Raw genomic sequence first — 21274 nt, 5'->3', positions numbered from 1 at the left:
GAGGGTAAGGGTAGACCAACTGGGAGGTGGAGAGGGTGGCGCTTGTCGGCGGACAGGAACGAAAAGCCCGGCGCTTGGCCGGGCTTGGGCTTAAGTCCAGGAATCCCATCCGACCATGCCAGAGGTCGTTGCGCGCGGCTTGACGCGATAAGCATTAGATCAAAGCCGAACCCCGCCCATGCGGGGTTTTGGCGCTGGCTTGCCCTAGGCCATGCGGATGGTGATAGCATCCTGTCATTAGCCATGGATAGGCCATGGTCAGCGAATAAGGGGTTCGAATGTTTGTCGTCCGACTACTCGTTCTGGGCTTTCTAGCCTTCTATAGCTACGCAATGGGAGCGGAGCGTGGAGGATTAAATGCTTTTGGTACTCTAGTGGCGTTCAGTGGAGCAGTGTTCATACCCGCTTTTTATATGCTTCCGACGATCGAGGCCTGGCTGCGCAAAAGCAAAAATCTGCCAGCTATCGCTGCACTAAATTTCTTTTTGGGATGGAGCTTGCTCGGCTGGGTAGCTGCTCTGGTATGGGCGTTCAAGAGGCCCACTCCTTTGGAATGTGCTGAAGCTTCAGGTTTTCCTCGGTCAGAATCTGTAACGGCTTCAGAGAGCTTGAGCGGGACGAAACCAAAAAAAGATTGCCCGCTCTGCGGCGAAGAAATCCTGGCCGTTGCCATCAAATGCAAGCACTGCGGCAGCGACCTCCAGACGGGGTAGCAGAGCGCAGCATGAATAATTAAACCGCCTTCTGGCGGTTTTTTGTTGCCTGGAGAAAATCATGACTACCATCGCCTCCCTTGGCCTACAGATCGACTCCGGCGATGCGGTTGAGGCGAAAGACAACCTTGATCAGCTAACGGACGCCGGCAAGCGCAGCGAGGAGTCGGCTGGACGAACTGGGCGCGCCTGGGAGGCAGCGCTGGGCAATTTGCAAGGTGACACCCGGCAGATCGTTCAGGAGCTGCAAGCTCTCAATGCCAAGCAGACCGAGTTGGCGCAGCAGATGGCCACCGTGGGACGTGCTGTCACCAGCGCATCTACGGCGTTCAGCAGCGCCGCGGCGAACATGGGGGCTTTTCGGACTGAAGCCGCGCAGGCGGGCAAGGTGCAGGAGGCACTCACGAGCGCCACGGACGCTGGCGCCCAGGCTGGACGGCGCGCCGCCGAATCTGCCGACGAGCAGCAGGCCAGGATTCTGGCCGTGGCCAAGGCCTCACTGGAGGCCAGCCAGTACGTCCAGTCGCTGAACCGGGCGACCGAGCAGAGCGCCGAGGTCACTGCCAAGGCGAATGCTGTGCTGTCGGACAGTGCCAGCCGTCAGGCGTCCATCAATAGCCGAGCTCAGGCCCTCATCGCCACGGAAGAGCGCCAGGCGGAGGCGGCGAAGAAGGCCGCTGGCGCCCATCGGGAAGAAGGCCAGGCGCTCGAAGAGCTGCTCGGCAAGATCGACCCGGCCGTGGCTGCTATGGGCCGGCTGGACCAGATGGAACAGAAGTTGAGGAGCTTCCGCGCCAGTGGTGCGCTCGATGCAGAGACCTTCGGCGAGTACCAGATGAAGATCGACCAGGCGCGCACAGCCCTGGGCGGCGCCGATACGGCGCTGAGCAAGACAGGGATGACAGCCAAGGCTACGGCCAATGCGTTGCGCGGCGTGCCAGCTCAGTTCACCGATATCGTGGTGTCCCTGCAGGGTGGCCAGGCCCCGCTACAGGTGCTGCTGCAACAGGGCGGTCAGCTCAAGGACATGTTCGGCGGTATCGGGCCAGCGGCTCAGGCGCTGGGTGGCTACATCTTGGGCTTGGTGAACCCGTTCACAGTGGCAGCAGCAGCGACGGGCGTACTGGGATACGCTTATTACTCGGGAAGCGAGGAGGCTGTCAGGTTCCAGAAAGCGCTGATCACGACCGGGAACGCCGCTGGCACAACCTCCGACCGTCTTTCCGGTATGGCGCGCGAGGTTGCGGCGACTGTCGGCACCACCGGCGCTGCGTCCGAAGTACTCACCAAGCTGGCGGACAGCGGAAAAGTCGCTTCCGAGAGTTTCGTCGGGATCACAGAGGCTGCTCTCGAGTGGCGTTCGGCAACTGGCCGGGCTGTGGAGGAGACCGTCGCTGAATTCGTGAAGATCGGCAAAGATCCGGTGGCGGCCGCGAAGGACCTCAACGAGCAGTACAACTTCCTGACCGCTACAACCTACTCGCAGATCTTGGTATTGAAGGAGCAAGGCGACACCATCGGGGCAGCCAAGCTGTTAACCGACACCTACATCGACACCATCAAGAACCGCAGCAAAGAGGTCACAGAGAGCCTGTCTCTGTGGGAGCGCGGGTGGAAGTCGCTTAAAGGCGAGGTCGCCGCAACTGTCGACGCGCTCAGGGATGTTGGCCGGGATCAGGACATCGCGAGTCGGATCGTCGACATGCAGCACCAGGTCGCTGCGGCGCAGAGCGCTGTGAATGCTGACGCTGACGACACCGATGCCCAGACGAAACTCACTAACGCCAGCCTCGAGCTGAAAGGGCTGATTCAGCAGCGGGACACCCTGGATGCGATTGCGAAGGCCCGGGAGCTGGACGCCAGGCAACAGAGGGCGGCAACACTTGCCATGGACAAGGTCGATGCTCGGGAGAAGTCCTCCAGAACTAACGCTGAGAAGCGTGCCGATGCCCTCAAGGAGTACAGGAAAGAACTCGACGACATCCGCAAAAAACATCCTGACGATGAAAGGCTCGCACCGGACCGGATCGCAAGGACGGAAGCGAACATTGCCAGGCAGTTCAAGGATCCTGCCGGGCGCACCACATCGGTAGACCTCTCCGGCTTCAACGACCAGAAAAACGCGCTGAGCGCCATCCTGGCTGAGTACAAGAATCACCAGAAGGAGCTGGATGCGGCGCAGAAGGCCGGGATCATCTCCCAGGAGTCGTACGCCTCTCAGCGCGCCGCGATCATCGAGCAGCAGAAGGCTGAGGTCACCAACGCCTACGAGGCCGAAATCAAGGCCCTGGAAGACGCCAAAGGTCGGAGCAGCACCAGCGCACAGCAACGCATTCAGCTTGACCAGAAGATCGCCGACGCGCGGGCCGCAATGGTCAAGGCGCAGAAGGATGCTGACTCGGAGTTGGCCGTGCTCGCCACCAATGAGCAGGGCCGCCCGGCCAAGCAGGCGAGGGCGGTGCAGACCTACACTGATGCCCTTGATCAGCAGGTCAAGACCCTGAGACTTCAGGGGCAGCGAGCTGCAGATGGTCTAGGCCTTGGCGATCGCCAGCGCGCCTTGCAGGACCAGCAGAACGGCATCACCGACCGGATGAATCAGCAGCGGCTGGATCTGGCCAATCAGTACGGCGATGGCTCCCGCGGCATGAGCCTCGACGAGTACAACCAGAAGCTGGCGGCACTGAACAAGACCGAGCGGGACCTGCAGGAAACCACCATCGCCAACTACGACGCCATGACGGCAGCCCAGGGCGATTGGCGCAACGGGGCATCGTCTGCATTCAGTAGCTACTTGGAGCAGGCCCGGGACGTCGCCGGCCAAACCCGTACCCTGTTCAGCAACGCTTTCTCCAACATGGAGGACGCTGTGGCGAACTTCGCCATTACCGGCAAGCTGTCGTTCTCCGACTTCGCCAAGTCGGTGCTGGCAGACATGGCCAGGATTGCGACCAGGCAGGCGATCACCGGCATTGCCGGCAGCCTGTTTGGGTCGGCCATCGGTGGGTTCTTTGGCGGCGGGGCTTCGGCGGTCGGCGAGGGGACCATGACGGGGTTCAGCGAGGGATCATTTGTGCCAAACGCCAAGGGCGGCGTGTACGACTCGCCGAGCCTCTCGCACTTCAGCAACCAGGTGCACAGCACCCCCCAATTCTTCGCCTTCGCGAAGGGGGCGGGCGTGTTCGGTGAGGCCGGCCCGGAGGCAATCATGCCGCTGACCCGGGCTCCGGATGGAAACCTTGGGGTGCGTGCCCTGGGCGGTGCGACTGGTGCGTCCAGCGCTGGAGCGGAGCAGAAGATGGAGGTCACCATCAATATCAATCGGGAAGGTGGCGGTGATGTGTCCGCTGACACGGCGATGGGACAGCGGCTGGCGCCGCAATTCCTCGAACTGATCCGCGCCGAGATTGCGGCAAACGAACGCAAGACGTTGAGTCCAAGTGGCGGCGCAACGTGGCGAGCCATTCAAGGGAGGCGATGATGGCAATCGAAACCTTTAGTTGGCCCACCGAGCGAGGCGAGACCCCCGATATCCAGTACAGGGTGCGTGAGTCTCGCTTCGGCGGTGGATACCGACAGGTCGTTGGCGACGGCCCGAACAACAAGGAAGACAGCTACCCGGTGACCATCACCGGCAGGAAGGCCCGGGTGAAGGAGGTCATGGACTTTTTCGACCGGCACGCCGGCGCGAAAGCCTTCCTCTGGAGCACTCCGCTTGGCGAGCTGGGCCTGTTCACCTGCGTTGACCCCAAACCGACCCCCATGGGCGGTGAGCAATTCAAGGTCACCGCCACCTTCCAGCGGGCCTTCCACCCGTAAGGAATCACCATGTCACTGATCAAAGACATCCAGCTGCTTCAACCTGGCAGCGAGGTGCTGCTGTTCGAGCTCGACGGCTCGGACTGGGGCGCCGACATCCTGCGCTTCCATGGGCACGCGATCCCACACTCGCCCGCAGAGCTGGCAGCGGCCGGCGCGGATGCCGATCAGCTGCCGGCCAAGTCGATCTGGTGGCAGGGCAACGAGTACGACGCCTGGCCGATGCAGATCGAGGGCATCGAGGCGAACTCGGACGGTACCGCGGTGCGTCCGACGATCTCGGTCGGTAACGTCAACGGTAGGATCACCGCTCTGTGCTTGGCCTTCGACAACCTGCTCGAGTTCAAGCTGACCATCCGGCAGACGCTGAAGCGCTACTTGGATCCGGCGAACTTCCCTGCCGGCAACCCGGAGGCGGACCCTACCCAGGAGAGCACCGAGGTTTGGTACATCGACCAGAAGGTTTCGGAGAACGGCACCACGGTTTCGTGGGAGCTGGCCAGTCCGGGCGACGTCGGCGGCGAAAGCATCGGCCGGCAGATGACCCAGCTCTGCCACTGGTCCATGACCAACGGATACCGCGGGCCGAACTGCGGCTACACCGGGCCGTACTTCGACTTCGACGGGAACCCCACAGACGACCCGGTCGAGGACCAATGCAACGGCTGCCTGGACACCGGCTGTGTCGCGCGCTTCGGCCAGGGCAACCAGCTGCCGTTTGGCGGCTTCCCGGCCGTCTCCCTGATCGCCAGGAGCTGATCATGCTGAAACACATCCTCGCTGCCGTGCAGAGGCACGCCGCGGCTGAGTACCCGCGCGAGTGCTGCGGGCTGATCCTGGCCGTGGGCCGCAAGCAGGTGTACTTCCCCTGCGCCAACGTGGCCACCGAGCCGACCGAGGAGTTCCGCATCGCGCCGGAGCAGTATGCCGAGGCGGAAGAACAGAGCCAGGTAATCGGCATCGTGCACTCGCACCCTGACGCCACCAGCAGGCCTTCGCCGCGCGACCTGGCAATGTGCGAGGCCACGGGACTGCCATGGCACATACTCTCGTGGCCGGAGGGAGACCTGCGGACGATAACGCCAACCGGCGAAACGCCGCTGCTGGGCCGGCCCTTCGTGCACGGCGCCTGGGACTGCTGGCAGGTTTGCGCCGACTGGTACAAGCGGGAGTGGGACCTGGACTTCCCGGCCTACACCCGGGAGGACGGGTGGTGGGAGCAGGCCGCCGGCCCGAGCCTGTACGAACAGGCATACGAGGCCGCCGGGTTCTACCAGGTCGACCGGCCCGAGCGCGGCGATATGATCGTCATGGCCGTGGGGCGGACGGTGCACCCGAACCATGCTGGCATCTACCTCGGCGGCGATCCCAAGCTGCCCGGCGAGCAAGCCGATCTGTACGGCCCCGGTCCGTTCCTGCTGCACCACCTGTACGGCAGGCCGTCCGAGGTCATCATCTACGGTGGCCCCTGGCACGACCGGGCCCGCCTGATCCTGCGTCACAAGGAGGCCCGATGAGCGCAATCGCCTACAAGCCAATGACGACCATCAAGCTGTCCGGCTCGCTGGCCCAGAAATTCGGCCGCACGCACCGGCGGCAACTCGATAGTGGCGACACCTGGGAGGTGTTCAAAGCCTTGAATGCCACCTTGGACGGGTTTGAGGATGAGATCCGGCGCCTGGATGGCATGGGTCTGCGTTTCGCGGTTTTCCGAAACCGGCAGAACGTAGGGCCTGAAGAATTTGACCGTGGCGGCGTCCGTGAATTGCGCCTGGTGCCGGTGATCGGCGGGAGCAAGCGGGGCGGCCTGCTGCAAACGGTGGTCGGTATCGCGCTGATCGCCGCGGTGGCCATCTTCGCGCCGGCCGGACTCGGCGCCATTGGTGCTGGCGGTGCCTGGGGTATAACTGGTGCGGTTGGCGTCTCTCTGGCGCTCGGCGGCGTCATCCAGATGCTCAGTCCGCAGCCAAAGGGGTTGTCCACCAGTGCCGCGCCGGAGAATCGACCTTCCTACGCCTTCGGCAGCGCGAACAACACCACCGCCAGCGGTAATCCGGTACCGATCTGCATCGGCGAGCGCCGGTGGGGCGGGGCGATCATCTCCGCATCAATCTACGCCGAAGACAAGGCGTAGCAACTGAACTGTCACCAGGCCGCCTACGGGCGGTTTTTTCTTGCCCGGAGGAAAGCATGGGCGCAGCACTTCAACCTGCCGTCACCGGCGCCAAGGGCGGCGAGAAGAAGCCCAAGGCGCCCTACGAGGCCCCCGACAGCCTTCGCTCGACGAACATCGCCAAGATCCTGTTGGCCGTGGGAGAGGGGGAGTTCGACGGCAACCCGACTGATCGCGACATCTACCTCGACAACACCCCCATCCAGGATGCCAGCGGCAATGTCAATTTCCCGGGCGTGAAGTGGGAGTTTCGCCGCGGCACAGTCGAGCAGGACTACATCCAGGGCATTCCAGCTGTCGAGAGCGAGACATCTATCGGCGTGGAGCTGCGCAGTGATCAGCCGTGGACCCGCGCGCTGAGCAACACCAAGTTGTCGGCTGTGCGCCTGCGCTTCAGCTGGCCGCGCTTGCTCCAGCAAAACCCAACCAACGGCGACACGACCGGCTACACCATCGAGTATGCGATCGACATCGCCACCGACGGCGGTGCTTTCGTCGAGGCACACCGGAACGCGGTCAGCGGCAAGACCAGCAACGGCTATCAGCGTTCCGTGCGCGTCGACCTGCCGGCTGCCATATCGGGATGGGTTATCCGTGCGCGGCGCCTCACGCCGAACGCCAACACCGGCACCATCGCTGACACGATGACGATCGCGGCCTACACCGAGATCATCGACCAGAAGCTGCGGTACCCGAACACAGCGCTGCTCTACATCGAGTTCGACGCCGAGCAGTTCCAGAACATCCCGTCGGTGACCGTGAAGTGCAAGGCCCGGCGCTGGCCGGTACCGACCAACTACGACCCGATCACCCGCACCTACACCGGCACCTGGGACGGTACCTTCAAGCAGGCCTGGACCAACAACCCGGCCTTCGTCACCTATGGCCTGTGCGTCGAGGACCGGTTCGGCCTGGGCAAGCGCATCAAGCCCTGGATGGTCGACAAGTGGGAGATGTACCGCATCGCCCAGTACTGCGACCAGCTGGTGCCTGACGGGGTAGGGGGCCAAGAGCCGCGGTTCCTGTGCGACATGAACCTGCAGGGCAAGGCCGAGGCCTGGACGCTGTTGCGCGACCTCTCGGCCATCTACCGGGGCATGGTGTACTGGGCGCAGGGCGCGCTGTTCATGCAGGCCGACATGCCCAGGGCGCAGGACTTCGACTACGTGTTCACCCGGGCGAACGTCATCGACGGCGAGTTCACCTACCTCGGGGCCGAGCGCAACACTCATTACAGCCGCGCAGTCGTCAGCTACGACAACCCGGCCAACAACTACGACACCGATGTCATTCCGGTTACCGACCTGGCCCTGCAGCGTCGGTACCAGGATCGGCCCATCGAGATCTCGGCCATCGGTTGCACCAGGGCCAGCGAGGCCCAGCGCCGCGGGAAGTGGGCGCTGCTGAGCAACAACCAGGACCGCACCGTCACCTTCAAGACCGGCATGGAGGGGCGCATTCCGCTGCCTGGCCATGTCATCCCGGTGGCTGATGAGCTGCTGTCTGGTCGGCCCAATGGCGGCCGGATCGCTGCGGCCGCTGGCAAGGTCGTGACCCTGGACCGTGACACGCAGATCAAGGCCGGCGACCGGCTGATCATCAACCTGCCCAACGGCAGCGCCCAGGGCCGCACCGTGCAGTCGGTTGCCGGTCGTGCCGTGACCGTGACCACGGCCTACAGCGTGCAGCCGGAGCCCGAGCTGCAGTGGGCGATCGATGCCGATGACCTGGCCATCCAGCTGTTCCGGGTCCTGAAGACCTCGCGCACCGCCGAGGGCGAGTACGAGATTACCGCGCTGGAGTTCAACCCGAGCAAGTTCGCCGCGATCGATACTGGGGCAAAGCTCGAGGAGCGGCCGATCAGCGTCATCCCGGTAACGACCGTCCCGCCGCCGGTGAGCGTGACCCTGACGTCCGACTACGCGATTGCCCAAGGCCTGGCGGTCAGCACGATGACCATCGCCTGGCCGGCTGTGGAAGGGGCCGTGGCCTACGACGTCGAGTGGCGCAAGGACAGCGGCAACTGGATCCGCCTGCAGCGTACCGGTACTGCGTCGGTAGACGTGGTTGGGATCTACGCCGGCCAGTACCTGGCGCGCGTGCGAGCGGTCAGCGCCTTCGATATCACGTCGACCTGGCGCAGCTCTGTGCTCACCGACCTGAAAGGGAAGGAGGGCACACCGCCAGCCGTGACGTTCCTCACGGCGACCAGCGAGATCTTCGCGATTCGTCTGAAGTGGGGGCTGCCGCCAGGCGCCGAGGACACCCAGCGCACGGAGATCTGGAGCAACGCGATCAACGACCTGACCAGTGCCACCAAGCTGGCCGACCTGGCCTACCCGCAGTCGGAACACGTGATGTCTGGCCTAGCCGCCGGCGCAGCGTTCTTCTTCTGGGCGCGTCTGGTCGACCGGACCGGAAACATTGGGCCGTTCTTCCCGGTGCCGCCGACGGCTGTGCAGGGTATCGCCCAGACCGACCCTGGCCCCATCCTTGACATGATCTCCGGCGAAATCGACGAGTCCATGCTCGGCGAGGATCTGAAGAACAAGATCGACGGGCTGCAGGACCAGATCGACGCCCTGGACGGCTTGAAGGCCTACGACAAGAACGAGCCCTACGAGGAAGGCCAGATGGTCGTGGTCGACGGCCGGATCTACCAGGCGGTGCACGATGTTCCGGCCGACCCGGGCGGCGCCAATGCCCCGCCCAACGTGGCGTTCTGGATCGACGTGGGGCAATCGCTGGAGGCAGCCAACGGCCTGGCCCAGCAGGTCCAGACCAACACGACCAAGATCGAGGAAGTCGACGGCAAGGTCACGTCAACAGCTGAGAGCGTGCAGGTCCTGCGCGCATCTGCTCGCGACGATGACGCGGAGGGAGAGCTTGCCGGCGCCCTGAAGCTCTGGGACTCGACCGCAGCGATCGCCCGCGAGCAGCTCGTGCGGGCCACCGAGACAGATGCTTTGGCGCGCAGCTCGGAAACGCTCGAAGCCAAGGTTGGCGAGACCAACGCAGCAGTGCAGACGGTAAGCCAGGCCCAGGCGAACTTCGAAGGCAAGGCCAGCACGATGTGGTCGGTCAAGATGCAGCTGAATGCTCAGGGGCAATACGTTGCCGCTGGCATAGGTCTCGGCATCGAGAACGGACCAGCCGGCCTGCAGAGCACCTTCCTGGTTTCAGCCGACCGGTTCGCTGTGGTGAACAACATCAACGGCACACTCACTTCGCCGTTCACGGTGCAGGGCGGCCAGGTGTTCATCAGTCAGGCGCTGATCGGCACCGGCTGGATCACGAACGCAATGATCGGCGACACCATCCAGTCGAACGACTTCATTACCGGCCAGCGCGGTTGGCGCATCCAGAAGAGCGGGGCAATCGAGATCAATGGTACCGGCGCCAGTGGCGAACGGCTGACGATCACGAACAGCTCGGTGAACACCTACTACGCGAATGGCCAAGTCGCCACGAAGATGGGCATCAACATCTGATAGGTAACTTAGATGGCGACTGGCTTTCTAGCATATCGCGAAGACGGCACTCTCATGGTCGATATGACCGTGAACTTCAGCCAGATGCAGGGCAGCTTTGTTACTGGCTCGGCAAACGGAAGTGGCACGATGGCGTCGCTTCCGCCTGGCAAGACACGGTTCTACATGATCACCTCACTAGTTGATAGAAACGCCTGGCTCGGTAAAAGGCCGGGAGTTTCTATCTCAGGAAATGTGATGTCCTGGGTGTACTCCTACAACACAAACAACTGGGGCTTTTTCTCTGCGAACTGCAGGATCTACTACGGCTACTACTAGGTGGACTAGATGGCTACAGGATTCCAAGCGTTCAAGGAAGATGGAACGCAATTCATCGATACTAGCCTTATGTGTTACGGGCTCACCAAGAGCGCATATCTAACGTTCTACGCATACTGGCCTCGTTACACGCTTAAGTCTATTCAACTTGATCCTGACAATGGTGCTAACTATAACCAGGGTACCCCAATAGAACCGATCTACGGCATCACTCTGCCAAGCTGGCGTTCGCCTATTGCTTTCCTCGTCGGAGACGGAAGCCCCTGCGGGGAGGCCATTGTAAATGGGGAGAAGACACTCCTCTTCGTTGGTGCGAGCGCTTCAACAAAGTGCTATGTCTTTGACTTGATGTATGACGCCCCGCTGGCAGCTGGATTCAAATGCTATCGAGAGAGTGATGGTGAACTGACGTTCAACTCAGGACAGCCGCCGCTGAACATTCTTACAGCCATTCAGCCGCCTGGGAATGGCAGCGGGCCGGGCGGGGACTTTTATTACACAGCATATGCCGGAGGATACAACAGCATCGGCGGCATCGTTATGAAGTCCTATGTGGATGTCCCAATAGCCGCCGGAGAGCATGCCGCTTACATCAACTTCACTAGAAGCGCTGGGTGTAACGGGTCTGCCTCTGGCATGGGTGGATTCGAGTATGACTCTCAAGAAGGTGCATTCGGATACTCTGGCGGCGTGCGTTTCATGTTCACGATTGCCGCAGGCGCCCGTCAGATGATCGTGGGTAGTTACCCATACAACTACTGGCGACAGATACCAGCACTCAAGCCAACAGCACTTGTAATTTCAACTTCGAAGTATCCATTTCCGTTCAATTAGAGGTGTTTTCCGATGCCATGGTACAGACAAGGCACGGTGGCGGTCACGAATGGCCAGACCACGGTGACCGGAACCGGCACAAGCTTCACGCTGAATGCACGAGTCGGGGACAGTTTCATTGGTCCAGATGGCCGAGAGTATGAAGTAGGAAACATCGCAAGCGCCACGGCGCTCGGGATCATTCCTGCCTATCTTGGGCCAACGGCTTCGGCCGGTAGTTATGCAATCAAGCCAGTGCAAGGGTACCCGAAGGATCTCGCAGACCGATTCCGCGAGCTCGTCGATCAGTTCGGTAGCACACTAGCTTTGCTCGGCAACCCAGCCGACGTTGCAGCCCTTCGCGCCAACATCGGCGCAGCGGCGCGTGGGGCGAACGGCGACATCACGTCGATTACCGGCCTGACTACTGCCCTCAGCATCGCCCAGGGCGGCACGGGCGCGAAGACAGCCGCGGCCGCCCGTACAGCGCTTGGGCTCAAGACGGCCGCTGTTGCGGATATCGTCGGCACCGTAAGCCAGGCCGGCGGAGTGCCGACAGGGGCGATCATCGAGCGCGGCAGCAATGCGAATGGCGAGTACACCCGATATGCAGATGGTACGCAGGAGTGCTGGTTCATGGCCTCTGACACGACAGCTATCAACGCGGCCCTTGGGTCGGGGTTCCGTTCCGGTGGCTTCATCTGGACGTTTCCGATCGCGTTCTCTGCGCTGCCTCGGTGCGTTGCCACACCTTTCCTCACGTCGTGTACGGGCGCCGCTATCAACGCATCGAGCGCTGCATCCTGCGCATACGTGTACACCGCGCCGGCTGTCCAGGCATCCAGTTCAATGAGTGTGTATCTGTTCGCCAAGGGGAGGTGGTTCTGATGATCATCAAGCTTTCACCTGTGCGCTCCGATGCGCAGCTCGCAGTGTTCCGCCTGGGCGACATGCTGACGATCAACAACGTCGCGCTGGACTTCGCGCGGCTGCCCGAGGGTGCCTCGCTCCCTGCATCTGCGGTTGGCAGCCCTTTCATGCACGATCCTATCGAGCGTCACGACGGAAAGTTGATCGTCACGCTGCGCCTGCCGCACGCTGCTGATGCACCGGAGTCGGCCCGATTCCCGGTCGATATCGTTGATCCTGCTGAAGGAGCAGTGCAACTGCCAGGGCAGGAGGTGCGGGAAGCAGAGCCAGCAGCTACAGGCGTCATCGATTGGAGCCAGGTCATCACAGCAGAGCAGAAGGCGGCGAACCTGCTCGAGCAGCAGCGTTTGGAGGCAGTGGGTGAGATCGCTCGCCGCCGCGCCCAGGCCGACCAGGCTATTGCCCCGCTGCAGGATGCAGTCGACCTTGACGAAGCAACTGAGGCCGAGGCTGCGCTGCTGAAAGACTGGAAGCGTTATCGCGTAGCGCTGAACCGGGTGCCTGATCAGCCTGGCTATCCCGCGGCGATTGACTGGCCCGCGCCGCCGGCCTGACCTTTGCCGAGACCGCCGACCGCCGCCTGGCGGTATTTTTTTGCCTGGAGAAACACGCATGCCGATTACCGAGCAGCAGCTGCTGCAGATCCTCCCCAATGCCCGCCCAGTCGCGGGCATTTTTGTACCCGCGCTGAACCGCGCCATGGCGCGCTGGAAGATCGACAGCCCAGTGCGCCAGGCGGCTTTCCTTGCACAGGTCGGCCATGAGTCTGGCCAGCTGCGCTGCCTGGTGGAGAACCTGAACTACAGCGCCGAGGGCTTGGCGGCCACCTGGAAGAGCCGGTACCGCGGCCCGGATGGCAAGCCGAACGCTAAGGCCATTGCGCTGGCGCGGAAGCCTGAAGCGATCGCGAACGACGCCTATGCCGGCCGCAACGGTAACTCCCAGCAGGGCGACGGCTGGCGGTACCGGGGTCGCGGTCTGATCCAGCTGACCGGCCGCGACAACTACCGCAGCGCCGGCCAGGCCCTGGGCCTACCGCTACTCGAGAACCCCGAACTGCTCGAACAGCCCGAGCATGCGGCCCAGTCCGCCGCCTGGTGGTGGGCCACCCATGGCCTGAACGAATTGGCCGACGCCGGCCGCTTCAGCGATATCGGCAGCATCATCAATACCGGGCAACCTGGCCGGGTGCCGCACGGCGCAGCTGAGCGGAAAGCGCTGTATGACCTGGCCGTGCGGGTGCTGGCGTGAACGGCTTGGGCGTTCGGGTGGTCGCGCTGCTGGCTGTGGTCGGGTCGTACTGGCTCGTCTACCAGCACGGGCGATCAGTTGAGCGCACCGAGGCTGAAGCCGCGTCAGCGACCCGGGACAGCGGCGATCGCTTGGCTGAAGCGCTGGGCGAGCGCGGGGAACGGGCAAAGGAGCAACAGCGCGCCGACGCGCTGGAGGAGGTGAGGGCGCATGCTCAGGAACAAAGAACGAACGCTGAAGGCGCTGCTGCTGGGGCTGATGTTGCTGGCCAGCGGCTGCACGACGAAGCCGGCAAACTCGCTGCCACCGTCGGTTGCCCCGGCCAGGATCCCGCCGTTGCCGCTCGAAGCGAGGCAGCCCGCCGCGCCGCCATGGTGCTCTCCGACCTGCTCGCACGGGCTGATGCTCGAGCGGGAGAGCTGGCGGCAGCGTATGACCGAGCCCGAGTAGCTGGCCTCGCGTGTGAGGCGTCCTATAATGCCCTCGTCAATCCTGCAGGATAGAGCCGTGAAGCGAACCATAGAGGGCATGATAGAGGCTGGTGAGCCACTTATTCGTGAGGCCATTGAAGCCTTGCGCGCCTACCACAACGCTCAGGACGTCGGAGCCCCGGTAGAAGAGGTCGAGCGCCTCAGGCTCATCGCAGAATCCTCTTACCAGGCCGTGACCGACTATCAACTCTATACGCTCGGGCACCAGCCTTTGGTCCGACACTGAGGCGCCGGACGGTAGTGGTCTCATCTTCCGTTTGAATGGTCAAATACTGTATCGATATACAGTATTGGTGCCGTATGTACTTTCTCCTCGTTCGCCGCCGTGTGCGCGGTGTCGCCATCCCCAACGAAAAGCTCGCCAAGGTCAAGCCGCTGCGCGCAGACGTGCACATCGAGTACGGCCACAGCAAAGTGCTCGGGCGCCCTTGCATTGAGGCCTGGGTGTTCAACCCGACGCCGAGCGGCGACATCATCCCGCGCCTTCACGATGCCTGCGTCAACGGCATGGCCCAGATGGGCATGAACATTACCGGCTTCGAAGAGGTCGACGGCGTGCTGTACTCGCAGTCGTGGTGGTGCCGTGTTGAGTAGCCTGGCCGGGATACCGCAGCCGTGGCTTGATGAGCTGGGGGACCAGTCGGCCCTGGTCACAGATCCAGATGGGCGAGCTGCGGTGCTGGCAGAAATGGCCTATGCGGCCAGACGCCGCCGAGAGGTAGATGCCGGCGTGCTTTCCGACATGTTGGAGCTGACCGAAGCAGCCAGGACCTGGGCGTTACTAGAGCATGAAGAGGCCTGGGCCATCGGCTTGCTCAGGTATGAATCTGCAGAGGAGTGGGAGAGGGACGAGCCAGGACGGATCGTGGTCGGCAGGACGCCGGAGGAGGGGTAAGGCTTGGGCCAATTCTTGGGCCAATGCGTGCGTTTTGGTGCGGTGTAGTGAGGCTGAAACCCCCGAAAACATTGCACTACACACCGCCCAAAACCGCGATTTTCATCGCATGGTGATGTTAGCGGTGGAGATCAAGTGCCTTACCTATCAATAACTTACGTGGAGTCTTCGCAGCTTCGGACCAATTTCGGACCAATTTGGAGCTTTTCGAGCTCCTGCCAGTCGCTGGACGAGTTGATCCAGCGTGCATACGTCGATAAGAGCATCTGCACGCTGTGCCCGAGCTGTTGGGCGATAAATGCGGGGTTGAGACCAGACATTAAACATATTGTCGCATAGGTGTGGCGGCAGTTGTATGGCGGCCGGTATCGAATCCCTAGTCGTCGGAGTAGCCGGTACATCAGGGGCAGCTCGATGCCCGCACGCAGCAGGATGGCCTTGCAGTCATCCTTGCCCAAGCTGCGGTCAATCAGCGGGACGATCACTGGGCGGTCTGGGTTTCGCTCCCTGAAGTCTTCCAGGCGGTCGGCTTCCTCGGCGGTGTAACCGAACACCATCACATCACCTGGCTGTTTCCACGAGTCGAGCAAGCGCCGCTTGAGGATCTTGGTACACGGCGTCCCGGTTCGGCCTTTCATGTAGCGCTCGCGGCGAAACACCTCGTGGGCGTCGGCGCCGTACTTCTCGTCCCGCAGGACGGTGATCGGCTGGCCGAACCATGTTTCGCAGTCCTGGGCGAATCGGCGGTTGTCGGATTCCTCATTGGCAAGGAACGCATTGATGATCTGCACGTCGTGCGTGCTGCCGTACTCTGCCAAGGCCAGCTTGGTGGCCACCGCCGAAGCGGCGCCGCAACTGAACTGGCAGACGATCCTTGCGCTCATTGCGGCGCCTTCCAGATGCTGCCTGCTTTGCTGGTGGCCAGGATGCGTATTCCCCTGGCGGCAGTTCGTCGGTCACATCGCGACCGGCCCACTGTAGGAACCTGTCTATCGGCATGCGCGGATAGTGGCGCCCAGGGGCCACTGATGGTCCGTCGTACTGGACCTTGTCCACGCCGATATAGATAACGGTGCGATCGTTCACCAAGCCGCAGCTGCGCACGCATGCGGGCTTCTTGCCGCGATAGGTGCGGCCGCGCTCCAGTTTGAGTATTTCAGACATGACGATTCCTTGGCCGCCATATCGCGGCAGTTGTGAAAGTTCGTAACCGATTCAATTTATTTCTGGATAAGCTGAGGAAGCTCTATACGCTGACTGTTACGTCAACTTTCTTCCATTCTTCTCGAAGGCCCGACCATGCGTAATCGCGGGAAGGTGTACTGGGATTGGGCCGATCCGCAGCTGCATTTCCGCAACTGCGATGAGCGTCTGTCCTGCGGCACCCTGATCAATGTACAAGTGCGCACTTCGCCTCTCGGGGCTACCCAGCTCTTCTTTGGTATCTACAAAGAGAAGGGTGAAATGCTGGTCGAAGAGAGCTATGCAGACTGCAAGGGGCAGACCATGAGTGCGGCAATGGCATGGGCGCTGCAGCATGCGAAGGAATGGGTTGCAACCACCTTTCCGGCGATACCCGTTCAAGCGAGACAACCCTTGCCGAGGAAGGGATCGCGACTCGCAAAGTAGAGGGAGAGAGGTACAGTTGGATGGAGTACAAATGTGCTCCGTACGGATTCCCTAAGTGATCGCTTCAATTTAGTGTCACAATGACGGCGCAGGGACATCGGCACGTATTCTCGGGCCAGCCCTTTAGGACATCAGTCCAATGCTAAGCAATGATGATTTTCGATACATGGCTCATCGGCACCTCCTCGAACTGGATGCCTCAAGTTCCAGGCTCAGGTACCTGGTTTCTAGCGGCGAGATTAAAGGCGTCCCTTGGGACGATGCGGTGGCCTGGCACCAGAAGTCATATGACGCTTGGGTCATCTTCCTCAGCCAGAAAGCTCAAGCTCCGTTGTCAGGTTGATCCGAAGTCGCAGAGGATCTGCGACTTTCAGCCTCGATCCCTGCTCAGACCTTTCCTGTAATACAGATCTGGCAATCGAGCCGTCCTCTAGGGGCGCGCAGCTTGCCCTGTGCATGTTGCTGGATCGGTTTTCTGTTGGCATGGTCATCTCCTCTGGGTCGGCGTTATCGTTGAATAGGGGAAGGCGCTGGCGGGCAACGCCGTATGTGGCTCAGTTAAGCGAGTGGTATGCTTCGCCGCTTACCAAACAAGGAGCGTGGTAATGGGGTTGCGGGAGAGGCATAAGGCTTTGCAGGAGTGGCTCACTCCAAGGCGCCGGCGGCGCACTGGGGCAACTCTGATCGTCGCTTGGATCGCTGCGGCGGTAGTGTGGCCAAGCATCAGCTGGGCCTGGATCGGTGGACCAGGCGTCTACATCTTCTTCAGCGCATGGCCGCCTGAGCTGCACGATAATCGTTGAGGTACTGGTGGGCAGCTCCAAATTGGGCTATTGCTTCCTTCTCGGTCAATCCACCAAGGAGTGTGAGATGAAGAGATTAGTGTTGGGGACATTGTTGGTGGTGTCTGGCGCGGCCCAAGCCGGTATTCCGCTGGTGAACGCCACATGCCCAGGAAACATCGAGGTTCACGCCGACAAGGGCGGCCCGATCTACATCAATGGCAAGGAAGCAAAGCTGAAGAAGTTCAACGACAACTACTTCGAAGCCAAGGGCAGCGATGTGACTATCTCGCTGTCGATCAACCCGGATGGCTCGCCTGATGTTTCATATACCGGTAAGAACCGAGCCAACGGGGTCTGCCAGGTAAAGGGTGCGGACTCCTAAAGCGCTGCCGGCTGTGCAGTGAAGTCAGTCGTAGGCTTCTTCGCTGTAGCGGATGTTACCAACGTACATCTGCTCGTATTCAACCTTGGTGCCGCCCGTGTACAGGTTCAGTACCAAGGCCTCGGCGCCGTACGCGCTGCCAAGAATCAGCGACTTCTTCATGTCGGTTTCGCCAACACGCAGGGAGTAGCACTCACCTTCACCAGTGAACGCCATCTGCACCTGACAGGAATACTTGTCCACCCCCTCGTTGGCATCGGCATAGAGGTGCCAGTATTCGGAGGTGAACGAGTAGCCCGTGCCTTTCTCGACAATGAAAGTCGGCGCCTCGCTACCATGCTTGTCGCGGAGGTGGCTGTCTTCGAAGGCCCTAGGTTCTGTATGAAAACCTTTGAAACCTCACCGGAGTCTCTGGCGGCCTGATTTTCCGTAGAGTTCTCGCTTTTTAGGCGAAGGATTCTGCCATGTCCAAGCGATACGAACTTTCCGATGCAGAATGGGAAATAGTCGCGGACCTCTTCACCGCACATCGACGTACAGGACGCCCAAGAGTCGATGATCGCTTGATGCTCAACGGCGTGTTGTGGGTGCTGTGCTCAGGCGCAACCTGGCGGGACATGCCTGAACGATTCGGGCCGTGGTCGACGGTCTATCAACGATTTCGAGACTGGCGAAACCAAGGAACCTTCAACAAAATGCTCAAGCGGTTACACCTCAAACTCAATGCACAGGGCCAGATTGACTTGACCACCTGGTGCATCGACTCAACCGCCGTGAGGGCCACCCGAGCCTCTGCCGGAGCAGGCAAAAAAGGGGGGCTGAAGAACCAACGGACCACGCACTTGGACGAAGCCGGGGCGGGTTGACGACGAAAATTCACATGGTCAGTGACGCCCGTGGCATCCCACTCCACTTCACGCTCTCTGGTGGTAATGCCAGCGACATCTCCCATGCTCAGCGCCTGCTGGACGGTGTCCACATCCCTTCGAATCGAGGTAGGCCACGCAAGCGCTGCCGCTGGCTCCTGGCCGACAAAGGCTATGACGCAGAATCCTTGCGGCAATACTGCGACCGCTATCGGATGCAGCCGGTGATTCCGCTGCGTGACATGAAACGCAAGCCGAAGCCGGGCTTGCCGTGGCTATTTGACAAGCCCAAGTATCGGCAGCGGAACGCTATCGAACGCCTATTTGGTTGGTTGAAGGAGCACCGCCGCCTGGGTACACGCTATTGCAAGCTAGCGGAAAGCTTCGCTGCGATGCTCACGCTGGCTTGCTGGCGGCGGTGTTTACGACATTACTTTTCGTACAGAGCCTAGAAAGCCTTATGCACATTCGGCATGGGGCATCTCGGACCAGATTCGGACCAATTTGCGAACCAGCGGATGCGTTCCGGTAGGGGATTGAGGGGGATTTGGCCCAACAAAATCGACACATCCCCACCCGCCAAATCCCATCGTATAGCGCATGGTGATATTAGCGGTGGAGATCAAAGCGCTTACCTATCAGTAACTTACGTGGCTGGATTTTCAGCTGATACCGATCTGATACCAATCCTGAGCGTGTCCAGCTCGTTCCAGTCGGAGCTTGAGTTGAGCCAACGCGCATGCGTCGACAGCAGCATGCGCACGCTGTAACCCAGCTGTTGGGTGATAAATGCGGGAGTTGAGGCCAGACATTGCGGCTATTGTCGCGTAGGTGTGACGACAGTTGCATGGGGCTCTCCTGATCCCAGTTCACTCAGCCTCTTCACCATCGGCGCCAGCGGGTGACCCACGCCACGCAACGGCGTCTATAGAGGTCTGTGCAAGGAAGCAAAAAGGACGTTACGTGATTTGCAAGGCGATTTTACTGGTGCTGATCGCCAGCTTGAGTGGGTGCATGGCTACCGCCATGCGCATGGATTATGACAAGCACCGATGCCCCTACATCGGCCTCAGGTTCGATTGGTGGCTGGTCGGCACCTCCAAAGGCAAGCTGATCCCTTTTTTACTGATTGATGCGCCGTTTTCCCTGGTGGTGGACACCGTTTTCTTTCCCTTTGAGTATCAATACACCTGCAACCTCTGATCATGGGCCAGTCATTGGCTGAGCCTTCCAACGGCAAGTGCAGCGCGCAGCATCCGGCTGGCGCTCGCTGACGGTTCGGGCAGGGCCTGCTCAGTCAGTGGCTGCCCCTTCGAGTGCGGTTCTTCTCATTCCTGCCTGACGAACCTCTCGCGGTGGCAGCGGTTTCGCCGCGCTGGGCCCATCGCCACACTGCATTCCCTTCAATTCGCTGGGCGGAATGTGGACATGCAGCTGCCGACGGCGCTGCTGGATGATCTTCTGGATGCGTCTCATGGGGGCACACCTTGATGGGCATCCTTGCGCGAGCCAGGGGCATGATCATCAGTAAACGCCTGTTTGCCCGAAACGCCCGTCTCGCCTGACCAATGGACATGGCCCCGGCGCGGGCAGGCTGGAATGGGAGTTGCTTGAACCCAGGAAAGCGATCATGCGGGGAGAGCGGACATGTTCCAGAATGATTTCGATTTCATGAGCTTCGTCGTGGCTGCCGTGCTGGCTTTGGATGTGGTGGCGGTTTTTGTGTTTCTCCAGGCCGGTGCCTGATCCCCATTCCTGGGGATACGGCCCCTGAACTGGCGCTTGTGCCTGCACGCCACGGCAACATCGACCCAGCAGCCGGGTATCGAATATGATTCAGTCTTTGCCGGCCAGGGGAGTTCTGATGGGATGGTTGGATCGTATGAGGTCAACGAGAGAGCGGATCAGCGCTCGGCAACGCTGCTCTGCGAAATGACCAGCAACCCCTCGGTGTAGTCATGCACCTCTGCCTCGACGGGCATCTGGTCCATGCGCAGCACCTTGATGTTCGAACACCCCACCTATCCCAGCACGGTGGATTTCCACGCGTGGGGCAAACCTTCGCTATTGACTCAAGATCCAGTCGTGGCATGGCAACCTCCTTGTTGCGAGGAGTGCCTGGTAGAAGGGAGTTTTAGTTTACCCATGTTCATCGAAACACCGCGTCTTGTCCTGCGCCCCTGGGCCGATCGGGACATCGAGGCCTTTGCCCTCGTCAATGCCGACCCCGAAGTCAGGCGCTACTACTACCCTGCGATACTGTCTTCCAATCAAACCCGGTCGATGCTCGCGGACTGCGATCAACATCTGCAGGTCCACGGGTTCGGTTTCGTCGCCGTCGAGCGCAAGGCCGATGGCGCATTGGTCGGTGGGCTTGGGCTGTCCCTGACCGGGGATGAGATCCCGGGCGGCCCGCAGGTCGAAATCGGCTGGATCCTCGGACGCAGCCACTGGCGGCAGGGCTACGCATTCGAGGCGGCCAGCGCATGCCTGGAGCACGCCTGGTCGACGCTTGGATTAAGGCAAGTCATCGGCTACACCTCCAGCATCAATACCCCATCACGGGCATTGATGGAGCGGCTGGGTATGCGTTCGGACCCGGCGGAGGACTTCCCCGACCCAACGGTGCCTGAAGGCAATGCATTGCGCCCGCATGTGCTCTACCGAATCGACAAGCCGACCTGAAAGCCTGGCGATATAGCGAACCGGCCTACCGTG

Annotated in this window: 23 protein-coding genes and 1 pseudogene; 21 read left to right on the top strand and 3 right to left on the bottom strand. The window is 61.2% G+C overall.

Annotated features, from left to right (window positions below):
- Positions 1-278: 278 nt before the first annotated feature.
- From K5H97_RS14890 to K5H97_RS14815, 16 genes are all read left to right on the top strand, one after another.
- A complete protein-coding gene (locus tag K5H97_RS14890) occupies positions 279-713 on the top strand; it encodes a superinfection immunity protein (protein ID WP_036985749.1) in 435 nt (144 codons plus the stop codon).
- A 61-nt stretch (positions 714-774) separates the two neighbouring features.
- Positions 775-4194 carry a phage tail tape measure protein gene (locus K5H97_RS14885; protein WP_028688992.1) on the top strand — a complete coding sequence of 1140 codons (3420 nt, stop codon included), beginning with the start codon at positions 775-777 and terminating at the stop codon, positions 4192-4194.
- Positions 4194-4532: a phage tail protein gene (locus K5H97_RS14880; protein WP_028688991.1), complete on the top strand. Its 339-nt coding sequence runs from the start codon at positions 4194-4196 to the stop codon at positions 4530-4532. The genes K5H97_RS14885 and K5H97_RS14880 overlap by 1 nt, the downstream gene beginning before the upstream one ends.
- Positions 4533-4541: 9 nt before the next feature.
- Entirely contained in the window at positions 4542-5291 is a 750-nt protein-coding gene (locus tag K5H97_RS14875) for a phage minor tail protein L (RefSeq protein WP_028688990.1), read from the top strand.
- Between the two features lie 2 nt (positions 5292-5293).
- Positions 5294-6049: a C40 family peptidase gene (locus K5H97_RS14870; protein WP_028688989.1), complete on the top strand. Its 756-nt coding sequence runs from the start codon at positions 5294-5296 to the stop codon at positions 6047-6049.
- Positions 6046-6666 (top strand): tail assembly protein, encoded by a 621-nt coding sequence (locus K5H97_RS14865; RefSeq protein WP_028688988.1) that lies wholly within the window; start codon positions 6046-6048, stop codon positions 6664-6666. Before K5H97_RS14870 ends, K5H97_RS14865 begins: the two co-directional genes overlap by 4 nt.
- Positions 6667-6722: 56 nt before the next feature.
- A complete protein-coding gene (locus K5H97_RS14860) occupies positions 6723-10196 on the top strand; it encodes a host specificity protein J (protein ID WP_028688987.1) in 3474 nt (1157 codons plus the stop codon).
- A gap of 12 nt (positions 10197-10208) precedes the next feature.
- Complete coding sequence (locus tag K5H97_RS14855) at positions 10209-10514, top strand: hypothetical protein (protein ID WP_028688986.1); 306 nt, start codon at positions 10209-10211, stop codon at positions 10512-10514.
- Positions 10515-10523: 9 nt separating this feature from the next.
- Positions 10524-11348: a hypothetical protein gene (locus tag K5H97_RS14850; RefSeq protein ID WP_051555615.1), complete on the top strand. Its 825-nt coding sequence runs from the start codon at positions 10524-10526 to the stop codon at positions 11346-11348.
- A gap of 12 nt (positions 11349-11360) precedes the next feature.
- Positions 11361-12215, top strand: coding sequence for a hypothetical protein (locus K5H97_RS14845; RefSeq protein ID WP_028688985.1), 855 nt, complete (start codon positions 11361-11363; stop codon positions 12213-12215).
- On the top strand, positions 12215-12811 hold the full coding sequence (locus K5H97_RS14840; RefSeq protein WP_282718687.1) for a tail fiber assembly protein: 597 nt from the start codon (positions 12215-12217) through the stop codon (positions 12809-12811). The genes K5H97_RS14845 and K5H97_RS14840 overlap by 1 nt, the downstream gene beginning before the upstream one ends.
- Before the next feature lie 58 nt (positions 12812-12869).
- On the top strand, positions 12870-13508 hold the full coding sequence (locus K5H97_RS14835) for a glycoside hydrolase family 19 protein (RefSeq protein ID WP_028688984.1): 639 nt from the start codon (positions 12870-12872) through the stop codon (positions 13506-13508).
- A complete protein-coding gene (locus tag K5H97_RS14830) occupies positions 13505-14011 on the top strand; it encodes a DUF2514 domain-containing protein (RefSeq protein WP_081791523.1) in 507 nt (168 codons plus the stop codon). The genes K5H97_RS14835 and K5H97_RS14830 overlap by 4 nt, the downstream gene beginning before the upstream one ends.
- Before the next feature lie 25 nt (positions 14012-14036).
- Positions 14037-14225 (top strand): hypothetical protein, encoded by a 189-nt coding sequence (locus K5H97_RS14825; protein WP_028688983.1) that lies wholly within the window; start codon positions 14037-14039, stop codon positions 14223-14225.
- 74 nt (positions 14226-14299) lie between these two features.
- Positions 14300-14593, top strand: coding sequence for a hypothetical protein (locus K5H97_RS14820; RefSeq protein ID WP_028688982.1), 294 nt, complete (start codon positions 14300-14302; stop codon positions 14591-14593).
- Positions 14583-14894, top strand: a complete 312-nt coding sequence (locus K5H97_RS14815; protein ID WP_248691133.1) for a hypothetical protein — start codon at positions 14583-14585, stop codon at positions 14892-14894. The genes K5H97_RS14820 and K5H97_RS14815 overlap by 11 nt, the downstream gene beginning before the upstream one ends.
- Positions 14895-15049: 155 nt before the next feature.
- On the opposite strand, the gene K5H97_RS14805 is transcribed toward K5H97_RS14815, so the two are convergent.
- Positions 15050-15778: a site-specific integrase gene (locus K5H97_RS14805; protein WP_081791522.1), complete on the bottom strand. Its 729-nt coding sequence runs from the start codon at positions 15776-15778 to the stop codon at positions 15050-15052.
- A 415-nt stretch (positions 15779-16193) separates the two neighbouring features.
- Here K5H97_RS14805 and K5H97_RS14800 point away from each other — a divergent pair, with 415 nt between their 5' ends.
- Together K5H97_RS14800 and K5H97_RS14795 are read left to right on the top strand one after the other, a co-directional pair.
- Complete coding sequence (locus K5H97_RS14800; protein ID WP_028688980.1) at positions 16194-16523, top strand: hypothetical protein; 330 nt, start codon at positions 16194-16196, stop codon at positions 16521-16523.
- Between the two features lie 870 nt (positions 16524-17393).
- Positions 17394-17690: a hypothetical protein gene (locus K5H97_RS14795; protein WP_028688978.1), complete on the top strand. Its 297-nt coding sequence runs from the start codon at positions 17394-17396 to the stop codon at positions 17688-17690.
- A 24-nt stretch (positions 17691-17714) separates the two neighbouring features.
- On the opposite strand, the gene K5H97_RS14790 is transcribed toward K5H97_RS14795, so the two are convergent.
- On the bottom strand, positions 17715-17933 hold the full coding sequence (locus K5H97_RS14790; protein WP_028688977.1) for a hypothetical protein: 219 nt from the start codon (positions 17931-17933) through the stop codon (positions 17715-17717).
- Between the two features lie 221 nt (positions 17934-18154).
- Between K5H97_RS14790 and K5H97_RS14785 the strand changes: the two genes are divergently transcribed.
- Positions 18155-19008 (top strand): IS5 family transposase gene (locus K5H97_RS14785; RefSeq protein WP_155952655.1). Its coding sequence is split into 2 segments (ribosomal slippage): positions 18155-18496 and positions 18499-19008, totalling 852 coding nucleotides; the frame shifts between segments, so codons are not numbered across the junction.
- Positions 19009-19202: 194 nt separating this feature from the next.
- Here the strand turns inward: K5H97_RS14785 and K5H97_RS29685 are convergent.
- Positions 19203-19416, bottom strand: a pseudogene (locus tag K5H97_RS29685) (site-specific integrase); the annotation flags it as partial.
- A gap of 103 nt (positions 19417-19519) precedes the next feature.
- Here K5H97_RS29685 and K5H97_RS14780 point away from each other — a divergent pair.
- Both K5H97_RS14780 and K5H97_RS14775 read left to right on the top strand, forming a co-directional pair.
- The gene (locus K5H97_RS14780; protein WP_028688974.1) at positions 19520-19759 is read left to right on the top strand and encodes a YceK/YidQ family lipoprotein; all 240 of its coding nucleotides are present in this window, start codon (positions 19520-19522) and stop codon (positions 19757-19759) included.
- Between the two features lie 942 nt (positions 19760-20701).
- Positions 20702-21241: a GNAT family N-acetyltransferase gene (locus K5H97_RS14775; RefSeq protein ID WP_036985747.1), complete on the top strand. Its 540-nt coding sequence runs from the start codon at positions 20702-20704 to the stop codon at positions 21239-21241.
- Positions 21242-21274: the final 33 nt, after the last annotated feature.

Source organism: Pseudomonas mosselii (assembly GCF_019823065.1).
GTDB classification, from domain to species: domain Bacteria; phylum Pseudomonadota; class Gammaproteobacteria; order Pseudomonadales; family Pseudomonadaceae; genus Aquipseudomonas; species Aquipseudomonas mosselii.
The sequence above is the reverse complement of the archived record's forward strand: the minus strand, read 5'-3'. Positions and strand labels throughout refer to the sequence as shown.